This is a genomic window from Annamia dubia NIES-4383 (assembly GCF_055394725.1).
Window position 1 is genome coordinate 3,738,786 of sequence record NZ_AP025630.1, and the last position, 19,900, is coordinate 3,758,685.

Below are 19,900 nucleotides of genomic sequence, written 5' to 3' on the forward strand. Positions count from 1 at the left end.
CAATAATCTAGTCATTAGTTATCAGATAAACTACTATTAATTGCTAAGGCCACTTGTTGACTAATTACATGGATTCTGAACATTTCTCGTTCATCTATTTTATGTAAATTTTGCCATTGTAAAGAAATAATTGCTAGAGTTTTTTCTTTATATAAAATAGGTGTTACCAGATGGGTTTTTAAATTAGCTGTTTGATAATGGGAAATTTCCTCTAAGGGAGGAGAAATACTATCAAGATCCCACAACTGACTTTCACCCGTAAGAATGGCATTTTTAATCAAAGGATCATCCCCTAGCCAATATTCAATACTTTCCGCCTTGGGATAATGGCCATAAATTGAAGTTAACGCGCCATCTTGTAAAATTTCCACAATACAAGTATTCGCCGTAAAACTTTCCCCAAAAGCCACCGCAATGGAATCTAAACAATCCTTAATATTTTGAGATTTTAAGGCAACTTGCACAATTTTGGCCATCAGTTGGGCTTGGATCTGGGCTTGTTGTAGCTCCTCAGTGCGATGTTTGATCTGTTCATAGCCGTCACTGGCTTGTTTAACTACTTCTTTTAACTCGTTAGGATCCCAAGGTTTAGTGATATATTTATAAACTTGACCTGAGTTAATGGCCTCAACGAGATCCTCCACATCGGTAAAACCTGTGAGAATAATTCTTACTGTGTCAGGAAAATCTGACACAGTACGGCGCAGAAACTCTGTTCCCTTCATTTCCGGCATTCTCTGATCGGAAATAATCACAGAAACTTCCCCTTCTTCTGTTAAAATTTTGAGGGCTTGCGCCCCACTTTCCGCCTTAAAGACGGTGAAATCCTTACGAAAAGTGCGATAAAGTAGATCTAAATTATCAGGCTCATCGTCTACTACTAATAATTTTGGTTTTTTCTTTTTTTGCACAGTTTTTCCCATCCAAAAATTTTAATATTTAGTATTTTAACTCTTGAGGTTAATCTTTTGAACAGATATAACCCTGAAAAGGAAAGCCAATTCGATAATATTGTTTTTGATTTCGATCGCAGTGTCTACCTTTTACTCTTAAGATCATATCAGGAAAACTACTTTCTAACAACCCAGGTGCAATAATCCAAAGTTGATCTTCAGTGGTAGAAATTAAGGGTATTTTTTCCCAGATAATTTGATGGCTTTTTGAAGTATCTAATAATAATAAATTGGTTGTTTTTGGGGCTTTGCTAATCTGTTCTAATGTTAAAGCATAACCTAAACCTAAGGCCATTTCCGTTGAATGTTCATAGGCCATTACTATCATTAAATTTTCAGAAGATTGATTGAAAAGTTTACTGACAAATTCAGGGCGATAGGGTTTATTTAAAGCCAAATTAATTAAGACAAAATAACAACTGATTAAACTTACAATCAAAATAGTAATTAAAGTTAATTGATCATTAAGCTTAATTTTTTTTAATTTTTTAAGTAGTGTTTCTGGGGGGGAAATACTTAAACTTGCTCCTAAAATTGCACAAACAGCCGGATAATAAATAAAATGGTAACGGGGTGCGATTGTGATGTCTTTTTTTAAAAAGTAAACAATAACAATAAATTCTGATAAGACAATTCCAATAAATAAAATTAAAGGGAAAGTAGAGGGATAATTTTTCCATAAAATTTTAAATTTAGGGATTAAATAATACAGAAAACTTCCCGTTAAAATTAAAGTTAAAATTCCCATTAAAATTTGAATAGTTAAAGATTGTTCTTCAATGGGTAAAGCAATAATCATTAATATCCATGCGATTATACTTTGAAAAAGAGGTGATAGACCTTCTGGGGCTGATAACCAATTAGTTTTATCATTATTTGCATGATTTAAAATAATAGATAACCAAGGTAAAAATAAGCTTAAAGTTAAAATACTACTAGCTAAATATAGCCAAATTTGTCTCAATTTATGTTGAGTTAAAATAATCAATAAACTTAAATATTCAGCGACTAAAGCTATAGCTGAAAAATAATGAATATATAAACTTAAACTATTAATTAAAATCCAAGAAATCCAGATCAGATAATTTAATTTTTTTAGCTTAATATTTTGAATAAGTTTGAGCCAAAGTGTTAAGGAAATAAGAATAATAAAAATGGGTAAAGTATAATGTCTCGCCTCTTGGGATAAATATAAATGAAAAGGGGAAATAGCCATCATTAAAGCCCCGATCAAACCTGCTTTTTTTGAAAAAGCTACTCGATTAAAAACATACATTAAAGCAATAGATAAAACCCCAATTAAAGCAGGAAAAGATCGAACTTTTGTTAATAAAGAAACGGATAATTGATCAATTAAATTTAACCAGTAGTGCATCCCACAGAAAAACAGAGGAGGATGGGTAGATTGATTAATTAAATTTTGGGCAATTATAGCACAACTTTGATGAGGATTTAATTGAAAAATCTGGGCTAATTCTGTTAAAGAAATAGGTTGATTTTGAGGGATCACATCATAACTTAAACCTAAACTAAAAATAGTAGTAATGACCTCATCAATTCCAAAAGGTTTAAAATCAAGATAGGAAAATCTTAAAATTGCTCCTAAGAAAATAATTAAAATTAAAATTAAATAATGTTGACTTAATAATTTTTTCATGTTAATAATCATTTAACAATTGATAATTGTTCAAAACTTGACTTATGCCATCAGTCTAAATCTTTTCAGTTTTACAATTTTATCCTGAAGTAAGGGTTAATCATGTGGAAAGTCGTTTTGTGAGAAATACTTATAAAATTAGTATGACAGAAGGGGTTAGTGTCACTCAACTGAGGAGGAAACTACACAAGATGGTTATACTTTAGATGTTTAAGCTTAACAATTCTGGCAACATTGCTTAAATTAATTGACAGTTGATAGCTAACAAATAACCAATCACAATAACCAATAACCAAATACCTCAACTACTGCTATACTGAAAAGGTTTAAGCATTCTTACTTAAAATTGAATAGATCTATTAAAAAAGCTTATGTTAAAAATGTTAACTAAATCAGAAATTGGACATAATTTAAACCCTGTGCCAAAAACTCCTTTATTCGGCACTGATGGTATTCGAGGTAAAGCTGGAGATTTACTTAATAGTACATTAGGTTTACAAGTGGGTTATTGGGGGGGCAAAGTTTTACAGGAGTTTACCCCCAATCACAAAACGGTTATCATTGGTCAAGATTCCCGTAATTCTAGTGATATGTTGGCCATGGCCTTATCTTCAGGGCTATTATCGGCCGGTTTGGAAGTGTGGAATGTGGGTTTATGCCCTACCCCCTGTGTGGCTTATTTAACCCGTACAACCGATGCGATCGGTGGGGTGATGATCTCCGCTAGTCACAACCCCCCAGAGGATAATGGCATTAAATTATTTAACGCCCAAGGTTTAAAATTAAATAAAGATGCTACTAAACAAATCGAATTAGCTTTACATGAATCTTTAGAAATTAAGCATCAAAATAATTATGGTAAATACCTCCATCGCACAGGTTTGGTCAATCATTATTTAGAATTTTTACAGCAAACTTTACCTTGTGATCTTAATTTTTCCGGTTTAAAAATTGTTTTAGACTTAGCTTGGGGGGCTTGTGTGAATACAGCCCCCGAATTATTTAAGGCTTTAGGGGCGCAAGTTATTACCCTTCACGATCGCGCCGATGGCGATCGCATCAATGTTAACTGTGGCTCAACCCATTTAAAAGCCTTACAACAAGCTATCAAAGAACATCAGGCGGATCTCGGTTTTGCTTTTGATGGAGATGCCGATCGAGTTATGGCCGTAGACAGTCAAGGCGCGATCGTAGATGGAGATTATATTTTATATCTTTGGGGTAAAACCTTGAAAGAACAAGGAAAATTACCAGATAATTTAATTGTTGGCACGGTGATGGCCAACCTCGGTTTTGAGAGGGCATGGGAAAAAATGGGCGGAAAATTAATTCGCACCTCAGTGGGCGATCAATATGTGCAGTCGGAAATGTGGAAAACGGGCGCGATGTTAGGGGGTGAACAGTCAGGGCATATTTTATGCCATCATCATGGTTATTCTGGCGATGGAGTGCAAACGGCTTTACATTTAACCGCATTAGTGCAAAAATCCGGTTTATCTTTGACGGAATTATTAACCCAAAGTTTTCAACCCTATCCCCAAAAATTACAAAATGTGAGGGTAGAAGATCGGGAAAATCGTTTAAATTGGCAAAACTGTGATCCCTTACAAAATGCCATTGATCAGGCTCAAAAAGCATTAGGAAATGAGGGCAGAATTTTAGTTAGAGCTTCTGGCACTGAACCCTTAATCAGAGTGATGGTAGAAGCAATTAATAATGATTTAGTTAATTATTGGACTGCTAAAATTTCCCGTGTGGTTGAACAAAATTTAGCTTAATTGATAATGGATAATTGATAATTAATTTAAGCTTTAAAATAAATTTCTTAGTTCAATTTATTGATGTGAAACAGGTATCTTTCCTGTTTCACCAATACTTGAATCTTGAATACAATTAAACTAAAAATTAACTTTTAAAATGGAATTTTTTACAATCTTTTTATCTAGTTTATTAACATTAGGTTCACCTGTGGGTATTGTTTTAGATACGATTGTTGAATCTAAATTTAAAGAACAATTTGATCAGGTAGAACAGGTGGAGGTTAGAATTGATAATGTGCCTAATTATGGCATTATTCAAGGACAAGCCCAAAGGGTGCGTCTGGCTAGTCGGGGGGTGTTTCTCAATTCTGATTTGCGCATTGATACCCTTGAACTAGAAACCGATCCTATAGATCTTAATCTTTCTCAGTTACGACAAGGGGAAGGGGGGCGATCGGGCTTAACTCAATCTTTAAATCAACCATTACAAGGGGCTTTTCGGGTAGTGATGACGGAGGCTGATCTTAATAATTTATTGCGATCGCCTGAAGTTTTAGAAAAATTACCGGAAATGATTAATAAAGCCAGAGGGGAAGGAGATGAAGCTCCAACTTATCAATTATTAAATCCAGAAATAGACTTTTTAGACAATAATCGCCTTAAAATTAACATAGAATTTCAGCGTTTAAGAGGGAGTAATCCAGAGCCTTTAAAAATTGAATTAGAATTGGGTTTAGAGACATTAAACGGCAAAAATATTCAGATTGTTAATTTAACTGGCACACTCAATGATCGTCAATTATCTCAAAGATTATTAAATGGTTTTGCAGAGGGTATTACTGAAGAATTAGATTTGAGTAAACTGGAGGCAAAAGGATTAATCAGTCGACTTTTACAATTAAAAATTGATCAAGATAATCTTAATCTAGCCGGATTTGTGCGTTTAGAATCTGATGGAGAAGCTCCTGAAAATACAAGTCTTTAAACTTTCAAAAGTCGGTAATTTTCTTTAAAATAAAAGTAGAAATTTCAAATTTGATCAATCGTCAATGATTAAGGTTTTTACTAAAACAATTTAATACTTTTTTATAAAATAAACTAAATAAATTTTAATATAAATAATTTTGCTGAGGATAATTTTATGACAGAGAATCACAATCAAACAGATAATTTTAATGAATCATTAGAAGCTAATGAAAATCAAGCTTTTGTTGATGAAAATAAGCCGGATTCTTCTTCTGAAATTGAAGATTTGACACACGATGAAGCCCCCAGTCAAACTGAAGATTTTTCTGAAGATTTGTCAAACACTGATCAAAATCAAAACAATATACCTGAATTACCTAATTTACCATTTCCTAATATTTTAGAACAGGAAATACAATCAACAGAAATTCCCCTTGATCCTGTTGCGGAAAATGAATCTTTGATTGTCCAAAATGAGGGATCAAAAGAATTAAAAGACTTAAAATTATTTCCATCTTTTTTAACAAAATATGAATCATATTTAAGTTATTTAAAAGGTTTAAAAAGTGAAGTTTTGATTCCCGTATTTATTATTTTAAGTGGAGTAATCGTTGCCTCCTTTGCCTTAAATTCTTTAAAAAATATCCAAAAAGGAGACTTAAATCCGATTAATGTTCAAGAATCAAATAGTCCTCCTACCTCTAATCCTATTATTGAAAATCAAAATTTACAAGTTCAAATTTTCTGGTTAGAAAATAATCAAAATACGATTAAATTATTCCCCCAATCTATTACAATTGATCAATCAGCCAGTCCTCAAGACATTTTAAGAAGTGCTTTTGAAAGATTATTAGTAGGATCTAATAATTCCCAATATTCTAGTGCTATTCCTAAAGGGACAAAATTACTAGATTTAAGAGTGTTAGGGGATAATGTTTATATAGATTTATCAAAAGAATTTACCAGTGGCGGAGGTTCTCAGTCCATGATGGGACGTTTAGCTCAGGTACTTTACACGGCTACTAGCCTTAATCAGAATGCTCAGATTTATTTTAAAGTAGAAGGTGAGGATTTGACCGTATTAGGAGGAGAAGGTTTAATGATAGATCAACCATTAACCCGCTCTCAATTTGAGGAGAATTTTCCCCTTTAAGTTCAAAATTGTTAAGTATTTTTAAATATTTATTAAATATTTAATTGTTAAGAAAATAGAAGTGTATACTTTGAGTATTAAGTAAGTGTAAATTACTTTTCATGAATAGTATCATTTTTATTTTTTAATTGGATTATGGCTAAAAAAAATATTAGGGAAGCAGGGGCAAATCTAAATCAACAATTAAAAGCAAGGGCGGTGGGGACTTTAATTGCAAAATTAGATTTTTTACGAAGTATGGTTTATGCTCGTTTATCTATGTATGTCCCTGCTTATTTTCGTTGGATTATTCCTTTTTTACAAGAAGAATTAGGTTTAGAAGTTCCAACTTTTGACGAAATAATTAAGAAATTTAAAGAGGAAGAAGAGGAAGAAGAAATACCGATTGAAGTTGAAGAAGCGACAATTTTAGCTAAGAAAAAAACTTGTTTATTTTTACCTCAAAAATATCGTAAATATAGTTGTTTATTAGATAATCCTTTTAATTGTAAATTAACACAAAAAAGTGTTGAAGAAGATAAAACAAATCGTTATTGTTTTCAATGTGGTTTCCCTGCAATTTTAGCGCCGCAAAGAAAAATTCAAGGTTATAAAGGGCGCTATGAAGTTCAATCTTTTATTGGTCATCGCAATCAAGGTAGACTTTATCAAGGCCTAGAAATTCCCAGTGCAAAACCTGTTTTAATTAAAGAATATATTTTACCAAAATTTGATCAAGGTGGTTATTTTAATGATGAAGAAATTGATCAAAGAAAAAATTTATTTGAACGTTTAGCAGGGTTGAAATTATTTGATGGCCGAGAAATTCAAGACTTTCGTTTAATTACCCCTTATGAGGCAATTTCTGATGCAAGGGAGGAGCGTTGTTATGTGATTATTAAACAGAAAACAGATCAAGCTCCTAATGTGACAGAATTATATCAATCTCCCACTTTAGCTAGTTATTTAGATCAAACGGGAGCAATGAATAATTATGAAGTTTATCGCATTTTAAATCAAGTTTTACAAAGTTTAGAATTTTTGCATGGCCAAAAATTTAGACATCCCGATGATACCCCTATTTTAAAAGGTATTCCCCACGGAAATATTACCTTAGAAAGTTTATTAATTACCTTTACTTTTCAGGGCTTTTTTATTTATTTATCTGATTTAGCGGTGTGGGAAAATCGCTTTTATTTGCCCGATGAAGTTCAACTTAATTATGATTTAAAACAGGATCTTAATGATTTAGGCCATGTGGCTTTTTATCTATTAGCTGGAAGACAAGTTGATGCCCAAACCTATGAACTTTTAGATCCACAAGATGATCTTAATTGGGATAAAAATATAGATCTTGAATTAAAAAGATATATTTTAAATTTAATGGGTTTAGGTCTTCAATCTTATCAAAATGCAATCCAAGCGCGTCAAGCTTTATTAAAATTAAATTTAGCTAAAAAAATGTTACCTGAAGTTGAATTTTCAGAAGTACCGCCCGAAGAAAAAAAACCAAAGAAAAAAAGAAATTTAACCCGTTTATGGTGGTGGTTAATCGGGGGATTAGGGGTGTTAGGTTTAGCATTTTTAATCTGGTTTTTTGGGGTTCGTAATCGTCAACAAAATCAAATTAATATTCAGACTTTAAAATGTTGTATTGCTGAAGTGGCAGGTATTCCCCAAGGTGATTTTCAATTTACAACGGAAACAAATGGCACATGGAATTATATTTATAATCAAAAAAGTTTAATTACTAAAGATAAAAGTTTTGAGGATGAAATTAAAGAAAAACAACCTACTTTAAAAATTAGGCCAATTCCTGAAAATAACCCTCAAGAAATGTTAGAACAAGTCAAAAATAGAAATGTTAGTTTTGCAATTACTAGCCAAGTTCAAAATTTAGAAGATATTTATGAATCACAAATTTTTGCTTATGATGGTTTAGTAATAATTGTTCCCTTTAGTTATGCCCAAAGAGATGACGGTTTACCAAAAGCTTTAAATGGTAAAATTTCTTTACAACAAATCAGAAAATTATTTACAGGAGAAATTAATAATTGGAATCAATTAGGAGGGCCAGATTTACCAGTGAAATTATATTTACCCCCCAATGATGAGGCAATTACTTTATTTGAAGAAAAAGTTTTAAAAGAGAAAGTTTATATTGATAAATTCCGTAAATTAATAGAGATTAATAATAATAATCAAGTCCTTAATAATTCACCAAAAATAGTAAGATACCCCAGTTCTTTTTTAAATTTAACTAATATGATTAAAGATTTTGAAAAAGAACCTAAAGAGCGATTTGGCTCTGTTGGTTTTGACGCATTAAGTAAGGTTTTTGGCCAGTGTTCAGTCTATCCTTTAAGTATTGAAGAAAATTCTTTTCAAAGTGTTTCGCCTTTGGTACAAACTAATAATCAAAAATCAATTTCACCTCAAACAGATCTTTGTCAAAAAGGAAGTTATCAGCCCAATGTAAATGACTTTATTACCAAAAAATATCCCTTTGCTTATCCTGTCAGTGTAGTTTATTTAAAAGACAATAATCAAGAGCCAATGGGTGAAAAATTTGCGGAAATTTTAATTACAAAAGAGTCCCAAGAAATGTTATTTAAAACTGGTTTAGTTCCCATTCAACCTTTGAAATAATTAAACATTAATCGGTGAACAAAATACAACAATTATGAATCAAAAAATAAGTTTAGATACCCCTGAAATTTACCAAAAAATTGTTACTAATATCGAAACAGTAATTAAGGGACAAACTTTTGCCATCAGAAAATTATTAGCGGCCTTTTTTAGTAGTGGTCATGTCTTATTAGAAGATGTCCCCGGAACGGGCAAAACTACTTTAGCGAAGGCTTTAGCTTTATCAATTGATTTAGAATTTAAAAGAATCCAATTTACTCCTGATTTACTTCCTTCTGATATTTTAGGTGTATCTATTTTTGAACAAAATCAGGGTAAATTTAATTTTCATCCCGGCCCTATTTTTGCTAATATAATTCTGGCCGATGAAATTAATAGAGCTTCTCCGCGCACCCAATCTGCATTATTAGAAGCAATGGCCGAATCTCAAGTTACAATTGAAGGAAATTTAAAAAAGTTACCCGATCCTTTTTTCGTAATTGCGACTCAAAACCCCATTGAATCAAGGGGAACATATCCTTTACCTGAAGCGCAAATGGATCGTTTTGCCCTACAATTTTCTTTAGGATATATTACCCCAGAAGATGAAGTAAAATTACTTTCTGAACAGATCAAAAACCATCCCATTGAGTTATTAACTCCCTGTGTTTCTTTAGAGGAAATCGTTAATTTTAAAGAAAAGGTAAAAAATATTAGAATTAGTGAAGAATTAAAGCGTTATTTAGTAGACCTTATTAATGCCACGCGCACGGCTACTGGTGTACATTTGGGGGCAAGTCCAAGGGCATCTTTAGCATTAATGAAAATTGCTCAAGCTTTAGCTTTATTTGATGGTTATGAATATGTTACACCCGATCATATTCAAGAATTAGCAATTGATGTTATTTCCCATCGTTTAGTAATGGAATCTCAAGCCCGTTTTTCTGGTCAAACTCCCGTTACAATTATACAAGAAATTTTAAATTCTTTACCTATTCCTAGTTGATTTTGTTAATAATTTTAACACTTTTTAATCTTTTTTCTCACACCCTAAACCTCTCTCCCAAGGGGCAAAGGGGAATTAATTAATAATACCATTTACAAAAAGTAAGTTCAGGGTTAGTATAGGAATAAATTAACAGGAGCAATAGTATGTCAGGAATATCAAAAATAGAAGTAATTGAATCAGCAGATACACTAAAAAATCTCATGAAACAACAAAAAACAGCTTTGAATTTTGCCAAAGTTCAAGCTTTATATCTTTGGAAAATTCAAGTGGCTGAAACGATCAGATACTTAGCGGTAATGATGGGGCGTAGTGAGAGAACAATTTACGAATGGTTTCACTTATATAAGACGGAAGGATTAGACGCATTATTACAAGAACATAATAAAACAGGAAGACCAAAAAAACTAGAGCTAGAAACAGTGGCTCTGGTCAAAAAAGAATTAAGTGAGCCTCAAGGATTTAACAGTTACCAAGAAATAAAAATATGGTTATTTACTTGTCAAGATATTGAGATAAGTTATACCACAATACATCAATTAGTGAGATACGAATTAGGGGCAAAATTAAAAGTACCACGTCCTTATCATGAGTATCAAAATGAAGGGGTAATATCCGTATTTAAAGAGTATTTACCCATAAGATTAAAAGGCATAATAGCTCAAATAAAAGAGAAATGGGGTGATACTAAAAATATTTGTTACTGGTGTCAAGATGAAACTAGATTAGGTTTTAGAACAGAATTAGGAAGGAAAATAACTTTAAAAGGAGTCAAACCAGAACAAGAATTACAATGGCATTATGACTATTATTATCTTTATGGATTAATCGAAGTAGAAAATGGCAAAAGTTTTTTCTATGAACTATCTCATTTTAATAGTGAATGCTTTGGTAAATATTTAACAGAATTTAGTAAAGAATATCCCGATGAGGTTCATATAATACAGTTAGATAATGCACCCTGTCATACTGCCAAAAAGTTAGAAGTACCTGAGAATATAATTTTGTTATTTCAACCACCTTATTGTCCAGAAGTAAATCCGATTGAAAGACTGTGGTTATATATCAAACAACAGTTAAAAAATATCTGGTTTAAGAACTTAGATGATGTCAAAAATAAAGTAGCTAATATCTTAAATAATTTACAAGAAGATTTTATCCTGTCTTTAGCAGGTTGGGATTATATTGTGAATGCTTTATCTGTGTAGCTACTTTTTGTAAATGGTATAATTTTTGATGGTAATTAATAAAAAATATTAAAAAAGGGATATTTTTTGACAAAAATTAGTTCAATTTATTGAACGATTTATATTAGCCTTGAAATTCATTTCAAGGCAGTATCAATACTTTAAGAGATCACGGCGAGTAATTAACCCACAATGAAATGAATTTCATTGTTAACAGTGATCGTTCAATAAATTGAACTCAGAATTGCATTTTAACCCTGATTTTGAAAATACCCTTAAAAGATAGTATCAAAACCTGATAAGGTGGGTAATAAATACCCTACATTATTAATAGTAATTAGGTTAAAACTTCAAAAATAATCACTCTATGAATCGCAATTTTTATCGCATTTATTATTCAATTCATACTTGGCAAGTTTGGTTAAATCAAAGATTTACTAAAGTTGGTTTAATTCTATTATTTATTTTCATTATTTCAGCCATTTTAGGAGGTAATACTAATGAAAATATGATCTATCAAATTTTTAGTTTATTAATTGCTTTTTTTCTATTAGCGATCGCATGGAGTTTTTACTTTCCAGTTAAACTAAAAATTACTAGAATCTTACCTCGTTTTAGTACCGTTAATATGCCATTAAAATATTATATTTTAATTAATAATCAAACGAATAAAACTCAAATTGGTTTACAAATTAGAGAATTATTTAAAGAGCCTCGCCCGACTTTTTTACAATTCAAAAATACCCCCGAACCTTTAGAAAAAAAACGCAATAAAATTGATCAAAAATTGGGTTATTATCGTTGGTCATGGTTAATCAAAAGAAATGAAAAAGCTAAGGTTAAAACCATTAATTTACCGCCCCTTCCCCCCTATCGTCAAACTAGAATAACCTTAGAAATTTTACCCACTGATCGAGGGTTGATTAATTTAAGTGGATTTTCTCTTTTACGCAGTGATCCTTTAAATATTTTTAATGCTTGTAAAATTATTAATTTACCCCAATCATTATTAGTTTTGCCTAAACTTTATTCTTTACCTCCCATTCAATTACTCGGAGAGCGTAAATATCATTCTGGAGGAGTTGCCCTAACTTCCTCCGTAGGAGACTCAGAGGAATTTCAATCTTTGAGGGAATACCGGCCAGGCGATCCCCTCAAAAAAATCCACTGGAAAAGTTGGGCTAAAATTGGTCAACCAATTGTGAGGGAAGAAGAAAATGAGTTTTTTGTGCGTCATGCTCTCATTTTAGATACTTTTACAGAGGCTCAATATAGTAACATTTTAGAAGAAGCGATCGCCGTGGCCGGATCATTTGCCTGTGAAGTACAAACCCAAGAATCATTATTAGATTTAATGTTTGTAGGCTTAGAAGCCTATTGTTTTACATTTGGAAGGGCGTTAAGTCATACGGAAAAAATGTTAGAAATTTTAGCAGGAGTTAGGGCTTGTCACGATAAAACTTTTGATGATTTAATGCCAATTATTAATCAAAAAATTGACTTATTAAGTGGTTGTATCTTAGTATTAATTAAATGGGATCAAGAAAGGGAAAAATTAATTAAATTTTTAGCCCAAATTAATATAGCTGTGTTAGTATTAATTATGACCGAAGATGAATTAATAATCAATCAATTTTATTCAGATTTAATTAAAATTAAAGTAATAAATATCAATAGAATTAAAGAAGAATTAGCCAGAATTTAAGCAAAAAATGAATCAATTATCAATAATTTTAGCATTAAGTAGTTTATTTTGGGGATGGCAAACTAATACCTTAATTTTTGCTATCCCCATCGCTGTGATTATTTTAATTAATCAATTCATTAAACAAAAATTAGAATTAACAGACGAAAATTTTAAAACAATTGCTAATATTTGTGTAATTTTTTTAATTATTTTAATTAGTTATATTCTGTTTAATGATCGTTCAATCTATTTTGTTTATACATTTTTTCGCTGGTTGCCGATTGTTATTTTACCTTTATTTTTAGCCCAATTATATTCGACTCGTAATATTATTAATCTCTCCCTTTTATTTACATTTATTGAGGTAAAAAATACCGCCAATGTTTTTAATCTTGATTTAAGATATTTATATTTATTTTTATCTATTGTAGCGGCTGGAAGTGTTAAAAATGAGGGATCAATTTTTTATATAGGAGTGATAATTTTAGTTAGTTTAACTTTATTTTCTGTTAAAAATCCTCGTTTTTCTTTAGCTATTTGGTTAAGTTTTATTTTGATTGGTTCAACTTTTGGTTATTTTTTCCATATTGGTTTACATCAATTACATCAAATTGTTGAACAATTAGTAATTGAACAATTAGTCAAGTTTAATCAAACAGGAGTAAATGCCTTTAATAATATTACTTCATTAGGTGAAATTGGCAAGTTAAAACAAGATAATAATATTAGATTGAGAGTTAAACAAAATACTAATCAAATTATACCCGAATTGTTAAGAGAAAGCACATTTAATCAATATAAAGATGGGATGTGGTTTGCTTCTCAGGTACAATTTCAAACTATCCCCCCTCAAGTTAATCAAAATTATTTACTTACTAATAATAATCAAAATAAATCTGATCTTGAAAGTATAACAATTACTGAAAAATTAGATTCTAATAAAACTTTATTAAAATTACCAAATGGTTCATTAAATATTAATAATTTAATGATTAATAAATTAGAAAAAAATCAATATGGAACTGTGGTAATTGAAAGTAGTCTTAAAAAACTTAATTATCAGATTAAATATGATGAAAAATTTAATTTTGATAGCCCTCCTAATCAATTTGATTTATTAATCCCAAAAAAAGAATTATTCGCCCTTGAAAAAGTTATCAAAGAATTAAATTTAGTGGGGAAAAATGATCAAGAAATAGTCAATTTAATTAATAATTATTTTCAAAAAAATTTCAATTATACTTTAGAATTATTAGGTCAAAAAGAAGGTCAAACTGCCCTTTCTACTTTTCTCTTAAACACTAGATCAGGCCATTGTGAATATTTTGCCACAGCCACTACTTTATTATTAAGAAAAATGGGTATTCCTGCCCGTTATGCGGTGGGTTATTCTGTCCATGAATATAGCAATTTAGAACAATTATATCTTGTGCGTGGCCGCCATGCCCATGCGTGGACGGTGGTATTTTTAAACGGTAGTTGGCAGTTTTTAGATACTACTCCTGCTATTTGGACAAGTATAGAAGATTCTCAGATAAATAAACTTACTTTGATCACTGATTTTTTATCTTTTTTAATCAATCAAATTGCTGTAATTTTTACTAATTTACAACAAAGTGATTCCTTTAGAAAATATTGGTGGTTGTGGATCTCACCTTTAATTTTATTTTTAATTTGGCGTTTAAATCTTCGTAATTTAAAACCACTTTTAAAAGAAAATAAATTAGCTCGATCAGGGATAATTGAATTAACTAAAATGGGTTTAGATTCTGATTTTTATTTAATTGAACAATCTTTTAATCAATTAGGTTTAACTAGAAATGAATCTGAATCTTTAAAACAATGGTTAATTGAGTTACAAAAACATTTAGAAACTGATTTATTTAATCAACTTCAATTAATTATTGAATTATATTATCGTTATCGTTTTGATCCCCAAGGTTTAACTTTAGAAGAAAAAACTAATTTACAATCTTTAATTAAATCCTATTTAATTCAGTTAGAAAAATTAAAAAAAATTGGGGATGTTCAATAGCTTAATTTTTCCAAAATAAGTTAATAAAAATCCCCACGTTTTTAATTATTAATTATCTTTCAATTTCTGCTAATATTTGATCCGCACCTTTTTCGATTAATAATTTAGCTAATTCTATGCCTATTTGATCAGCATTTTCCGCTTTACCTGTTACAGTATCTTTAATTAATTTTTGACCGTCTAAACTGGCTACCATTCCGGTTAAACTTAAGCTATCTGCATCAATTTTAGTATTAACGCCGATGGGTACTTGACAGCCCCCTTCTAAAGTTCTTAAAAATGCCCTTTCTGCATAACAACGATCTCTGGTGGGGGCATTTTCTAAAACTTTAATAATATTTAAAATTTCCTGATCCCCCTCTCGACATTCGATCCCTAAAGCCCCCTGCCCAACGGCGTGTAAGGATATTTCATTGGGTATAATTTGATGGATGCGATCGCCCATATCTAAACGCTGTAAACCTGCCACAGCCAAAATAATAGCATCATAGTCGCCACTGTCTAACTTCGCCAAGCGAGTGTTGACATTGCCCCGAATATCCTTAAAATTAAAATGGGGGAAATGGTGGCGTAACTGTGCCAAACGGCGCAAGGAAGACGTGCCAATAATTGATCCCTCTGGTAAGGTGTCTAACTGTTTATCCTTGTGTTTTTCATGGACAACTAAAGCATCGGCGGGATCCTCACGCTCCGTCACACAGCCCAACATTAAACCTTGGGGTAAATTCGTGGGTAAATCTTTGAGAGAATGGACTGCAAAGTCAGTATCACCCTTTAACATTCCATCCTCTAATTCTTGGGTAAATAAACCCTTATCACCAATTTTTGACAAAGATACATCTAAAACTTTATCACCTTGGGTTTCCATTGTCACTACTTCAAAAGTAAGATCGGGGAAGGCTTTTTCTAATTCAGCTTTAACCCAGTAGGTTTGTACTAAAGCCAATTGACTTTTACGAGAAGCAATGCGAATTGTGCGAGATGTCATAATAAATAATCTTTTTTATAAATAAATTAAATTGACTCAATCATCTTACCAAAAGTCGGTGATTTTGCCTAATTAATAACAAATAACCAATAACAAATAACCGATAACTATTAATAATTTTTTGATCTTTTTCTAATAACCCAAAGAATAAACCAAATAATTAAACTAACTAAAACAATTTTAGAAACTGGGCCTAAATATTGATCTACTAATTTATAATTATCCCCTAACATATAACCAATTGTTGTTAAAAATAAAACCCAAATTGTTGTGCCAATTGTTGAATATAAAATAAAGGGAATTAAGGCCATATTATTAATACCAGCAGGTAAGGAAATTAAAGTTCTAACTCCGGGGACGAGGCGACATAATAACACAGCTTTAACACCATGTTTGGTAAACCAATTATTAGCTTTTTTAATATCTTTAGAGCTAATACTGATCCATTTTCCGTATTTATCAGCTAAATGTTCTAATCTTTCTTCGCTGACAAATTTCCCTAAATAATACCAAGGAAAAGCCCCTAAAATTGTCCCAATAATACCTGCTAAAACCGCCGGAATAAATAACATTTCACCATTTCCTTGACGTACAGTAAACCCTGCAAAGGGCATAATTAATTCCGATGGAATGGGGGGAAAAAGATTTTCTAAAAACATTAATAAAGCGATCCCAATATAACCTAATGAGGTCATAATTTCTACTACTTTGTCGGCGATCCATTCAGACATAATTTTAATTTGATTAATTTTAATGGTTAATAACTTTTGCTAGTTTAACAGATTATTTGTTATTTGTTGGCGATCTTAATACTTTAAGAGATAACTCCAGAGTCGTTAACTCACTTTGAAATTTATTTCAAAGCTAATATTGGACTTTGGACAAAAAGAAATTGGTAGAGGTTAAAATAGAAGATAAAAAAATAGACAAAGTAAAACTAACCTAAAATAATTTTAGGGGAAAAAAGATTAATTAACAGTCGTTTCTAACAGCAATTTAGCTATTTTGTTGACATTTTTGATTCTTTTTTATAACCTGATAACGTGGTCTTTTCACTTGTATTTCACCTTTTTTCCGTCCAGAAGAATAACCACGGGGTTTGGGAAAATTAGAATTGATCTCAATGGTGCTAATAATTCTATAAAAGTCTCTCTGAACAGCACTGGGGGTAATCTTACTCTCACGAAAATTAGGCAAATATTTCTCCCAAGGGCAGGGTAAGCAAACAGCTAAATTCCTTGCATTCCACAATTGAATATAAGCAATTAAAATTAGGTTCATCCAGTTTTCTTCATAACTTGTATGAGAGGTTAAATAGTCGTTCATTAATAATCTTTGTTTGCCAAATCGAAAAAAGTGTTCCAAGTCAAAACGTTGACGATAAGATTGATAAATTTCAAGCAAAGTTAATTCGTTACGGCGTTTACCAATGGCAATTAACCACATTGGTTTCCAAATAGAATTACCTTCTTGATCAGTAACAGTAATTTCCAATAATGTAAAGGGATAATCATGCAATTTATGTTCCTTTGTTCCCTTCATTAACATATTATTCCAACCCTTAATTTTGACATTTAATAATTTACCACGTTTCGTAGTAAAATTAGTTTGAATTAAATCATCAGGGGGATGCCAAGAAGTTGAATCTTTTAAATCAAATTTATCACCATACCAACGTGGATGTCCACTTTTTAACTCAGAAGAATCTTTGACAAAAGGACGAAAAAAAACACGATTACTTTTAACTCTGGTGACAACAAGTCGATCTTGATTAAGAACTTGTTTGCCAATAAAATCTTTTTGACTATAAAGACAATCTACGACAATAACTGATAGAATTATCTTAAATAATAATGAATCTGTCAAAACTTTATTAATCTGTTTATGAGCAACAGAAACATCTTTTTCATCGCTTTTTACTCGTTGAACTGATAAAGGAATTGTCCAAGAAGCATCACAATTAGATATTTTTTCAGGTAAGTAAAAAGCCAAGAATAAGCATGACCAATATTGATGGGTTTATTGCCTTTAATACTGTTAGGTTGATGAATAAACGTTTTATCAGATACAGTAGGAGAAAACTGGCGTGAATTAGGGGTTACATCAATGCCAAATAGATGAAACTTTCGCTGATTATTTTGAGGAATACTCTCTAAAATAATCTTAGATATTTCGGCTTTATTTGTGATTTGTGATTTCTTTTTTCCCGCTTTATTAAAATCAGCAATTGCTCGATAAATACTTTGGTATTTATGTTTAAATAGAGGATTTAAACTTAATTCCACGACTGTTTTAGCATCTTGATTACTACTAAGAGCATCGAGTAAATTCATCAAGGCATCTTTTCTTAAACCAAGACTTTGATATAATCGTTGACGACCTTGAATAAATTGTTCAACTTCTTGGTAATTTTTATTTTTGATTTTCATATTATTTTGAATAATAAACTATCTATTTATTCTAATCTATAGAACAAACTTGTTGAGAAAGAAAGTTTATTATTTGACATTATGCTATTAGACAATATTCAATTTCTCTTAATATAAATATCTTATTTTAATTTTTTCGGTCTGATGTGAGCTTCATTAAATCTAATTTTTTGTCCAAAGTCCAACTAATAGATAGGGTTCAATAAATTGAACTAAGATTTTTGTTAATCTTCTATTGATTTATTGTTAATTTTTATTACTTAAAGTATCAATAAATTTAATTACTAATAATTCCTCAAAAATTGATAAATATTTGTCATTAATTTTGGGAATTAAATGATATTCACTTTGCACAAAAGGCCGATCACCGATAATATTAAATGCTTTTTGATTTAAGTTTTCAATTAATACTTGATCCGATGTATTACTATGGGAAGCAATGGATTTAATTAATTCTACATTTTCTTCTAAAATTGCTTTAAAAATTCTTTGTTCATCGTTGTTTAATTGTTCATAAAAATTAATCCATTGATGCCATTCTTCAGGAAAAAATTTAAACCGAATATAAGGTTTTGTATAATTATTAATTTCCTCTTGTTGATGTTCAATAATTTGACTATATTGTTTACTTTTTAATTCTAATTCTCTTAAATTTAAGTCTAATTCTTGTTTTCTTTTTTCTAAACTTTTTAAAATTTGATTATATTTTTCTTGTTGTTGGGTTTGTTCAGCCACTACATTTTTAAAATTATTAATTTCTCTTTTTTCATTAATAAATTCCCTTTCTAAATTTTGACGATTTTGTTGAATTTCATCAACTTTTTTGACCATTTCTTGATAATAGGTTTGAATTTCTTGAACTTCTTGAATTAATTGATTTTTTTGCTGTAATAAACCTTGTTGATCCCGTTCAAAACTTTGTAAATTATCTTCAATATTATTAAATTCTTGTTGCTTTTTTTCTAGGGTAATTTCTAATAATTCTAATTTAAAAGATAATTGATCATATTGAGATTCTAATTGGGCAATTTCTTGATATTTATTAGCGTAAATTTTACTATGATATTTTTCTTTAATTTTTAAAGAATGAAGATCATCAGCTAATTTTCTTCTTTCTAAATTTAATTGCCCAATATAATCTAATAAATAGACTTTTTCTTGCTCTAAATTATTAATTCTAGTTTCGATTTCTTCCCGAATTGAATTAGCTTGGATCAGATAATTATACATTTCTTCTTCTTGTTCTTCTAAATTAATTAATTCTTGTTCTAATTGATCATAAACAAGATCATTTTGAGCATGACGGTAAATATTAGTAATAACCGTAGCTATGGCAATAGTAAACAGATTAATTAAACCTGCATAAAAAGCAAACAAATTATCTTTATAAAAGCTTAAACCTAAGATAAAACTTACTAGAAAAGCAGTAATTAAAAAGATCACTTGATGAGGAACTTTGTCCAATTTCATGA

13 protein-coding genes and 1 pseudogene are annotated in these 19,900 nt (G+C 30.5%); 8 read left to right on the forward strand and 6 right to left on the reverse strand.

Annotated features, from left to right (window positions below; translation table 11 throughout):
- Positions 1–14: 14 nt before the first annotated feature.
- Positions 15–923 (reverse strand): response regulator, encoded by a 909-nt coding sequence (locus Anndu_RS16740; RefSeq protein ID WP_464102281.1) that lies wholly within the window; start codon positions 921–923, stop codon positions 15–17.
- A gap of 37 nt (positions 924–960) precedes the next feature.
- A complete protein-coding gene (locus Anndu_RS16745; protein WP_464102282.1) occupies positions 961–2,610 on the reverse strand; it encodes a glycosyltransferase family 39 protein in 1,650 nt (549 codons plus the stop codon).
- A gap of 371 nt (positions 2,611–2,981) precedes the next feature.
- Here Anndu_RS16745 and glmM point away from each other — a divergent pair, with 371 nt between their 5' ends.
- The 8 genes from glmM (at position 2,982) to Anndu_RS16785 (ending at position 15,011) form a co-directional block, all read left to right on the forward strand.
- Positions 2,982–4,388 carry a phosphoglucosamine mutase gene (gene glmM, locus Anndu_RS16750; RefSeq protein ID WP_464102283.1) on the forward strand — a complete coding sequence of 469 codons (1,407 nt, stop codon included), beginning with the start codon at positions 2,982–2,984 and terminating at the stop codon, positions 4,386–4,388.
- Positions 4,389–4,527: 139 nt separating this feature from the next.
- The gene (locus Anndu_RS16755; protein WP_464102284.1) at positions 4,528–5,355 is read left to right on the forward strand and encodes an LmeA family phospholipid-binding protein; all 828 of its coding nucleotides are present in this window, start codon (positions 4,528–4,530) and stop codon (positions 5,353–5,355) included.
- 156 nt (positions 5,356–5,511) lie between these two features.
- Entirely contained in the window at positions 5,512–6,489 is a 978-nt protein-coding gene (locus tag Anndu_RS16760) for a GerMN domain-containing protein (RefSeq protein WP_464102285.1), read from the forward strand.
- A gap of 135 nt (positions 6,490–6,624) precedes the next feature.
- Entirely contained in the window at positions 6,625–9,117 is a 2,493-nt protein-coding gene (locus Anndu_RS16765; RefSeq protein ID WP_464102286.1) for a substrate-binding domain-containing protein, read from the forward strand.
- 34 nt (positions 9,118–9,151) lie between these two features.
- Positions 9,152–10,102, forward strand: coding sequence for an AAA family ATPase (locus Anndu_RS16770; RefSeq protein WP_464102287.1), 951 nt, complete (start codon positions 9,152–9,154; stop codon positions 10,100–10,102).
- Between the two features lie 146 nt (positions 10,103–10,248).
- Positions 10,249–11,310 (forward strand): IS630 family transposase, encoded by a 1,062-nt coding sequence (locus tag Anndu_RS16775; protein ID WP_464102232.1) that lies wholly within the window; start codon positions 10,249–10,251, stop codon positions 11,308–11,310.
- A 346-nt stretch (positions 11,311–11,656) separates the two neighbouring features.
- On the forward strand, positions 11,657–12,994 hold the full coding sequence (locus Anndu_RS16780; RefSeq protein ID WP_464102288.1) for a DUF58 domain-containing protein: 1,338 nt from the start codon (positions 11,657–11,659) through the stop codon (positions 12,992–12,994).
- Between the two features lie 7 nt (positions 12,995–13,001).
- Positions 13,002–15,011 carry a transglutaminase-like domain-containing protein gene (locus Anndu_RS16785; RefSeq protein WP_464102289.1) on the forward strand — a complete coding sequence of 670 codons (2,010 nt, stop codon included), beginning with the start codon at positions 13,002–13,004 and terminating at the stop codon, positions 15,009–15,011.
- Positions 15,012–15,063: 52 nt separating this feature from the next.
- Here the strand turns inward: Anndu_RS16785 and hemC are convergent, their stop codons facing one another.
- The 4 genes and pseudogenes from hemC to Anndu_RS16805 all read right to left on the reverse strand — a co-directional run bounded on the left by hemC (position 15,064) and on the right by Anndu_RS16805 (position 19,892).
- Positions 15,064–15,999, reverse strand: coding sequence for a hydroxymethylbilane synthase (gene hemC, locus Anndu_RS16790; RefSeq protein WP_464102290.1), 936 nt, complete (start codon positions 15,997–15,999; stop codon positions 15,064–15,066).
- Between the two features lie 110 nt (positions 16,000–16,109).
- On the reverse strand, positions 16,110–16,730 hold the full coding sequence (locus tag Anndu_RS16795) for a DedA family protein (RefSeq protein ID WP_464102291.1): 621 nt from the start codon (positions 16,728–16,730) through the stop codon (positions 16,110–16,112).
- 265 nt (positions 16,731–16,995) lie between these two features.
- Positions 16,996–18,428 (reverse strand): annotated as a pseudogene (locus Anndu_RS16800) (NF041680 family putative transposase).
- Between the two features lie 246 nt (positions 18,429–18,674).
- Positions 18,675–19,892, reverse strand: a complete 1,218-nt coding sequence (locus Anndu_RS16805; RefSeq protein ID WP_464102292.1) for a hypothetical protein — start codon at positions 19,890–19,892, stop codon at positions 18,675–18,677.
- Between the last annotated feature and the right edge of the window lie 8 nt (positions 19,893–19,900).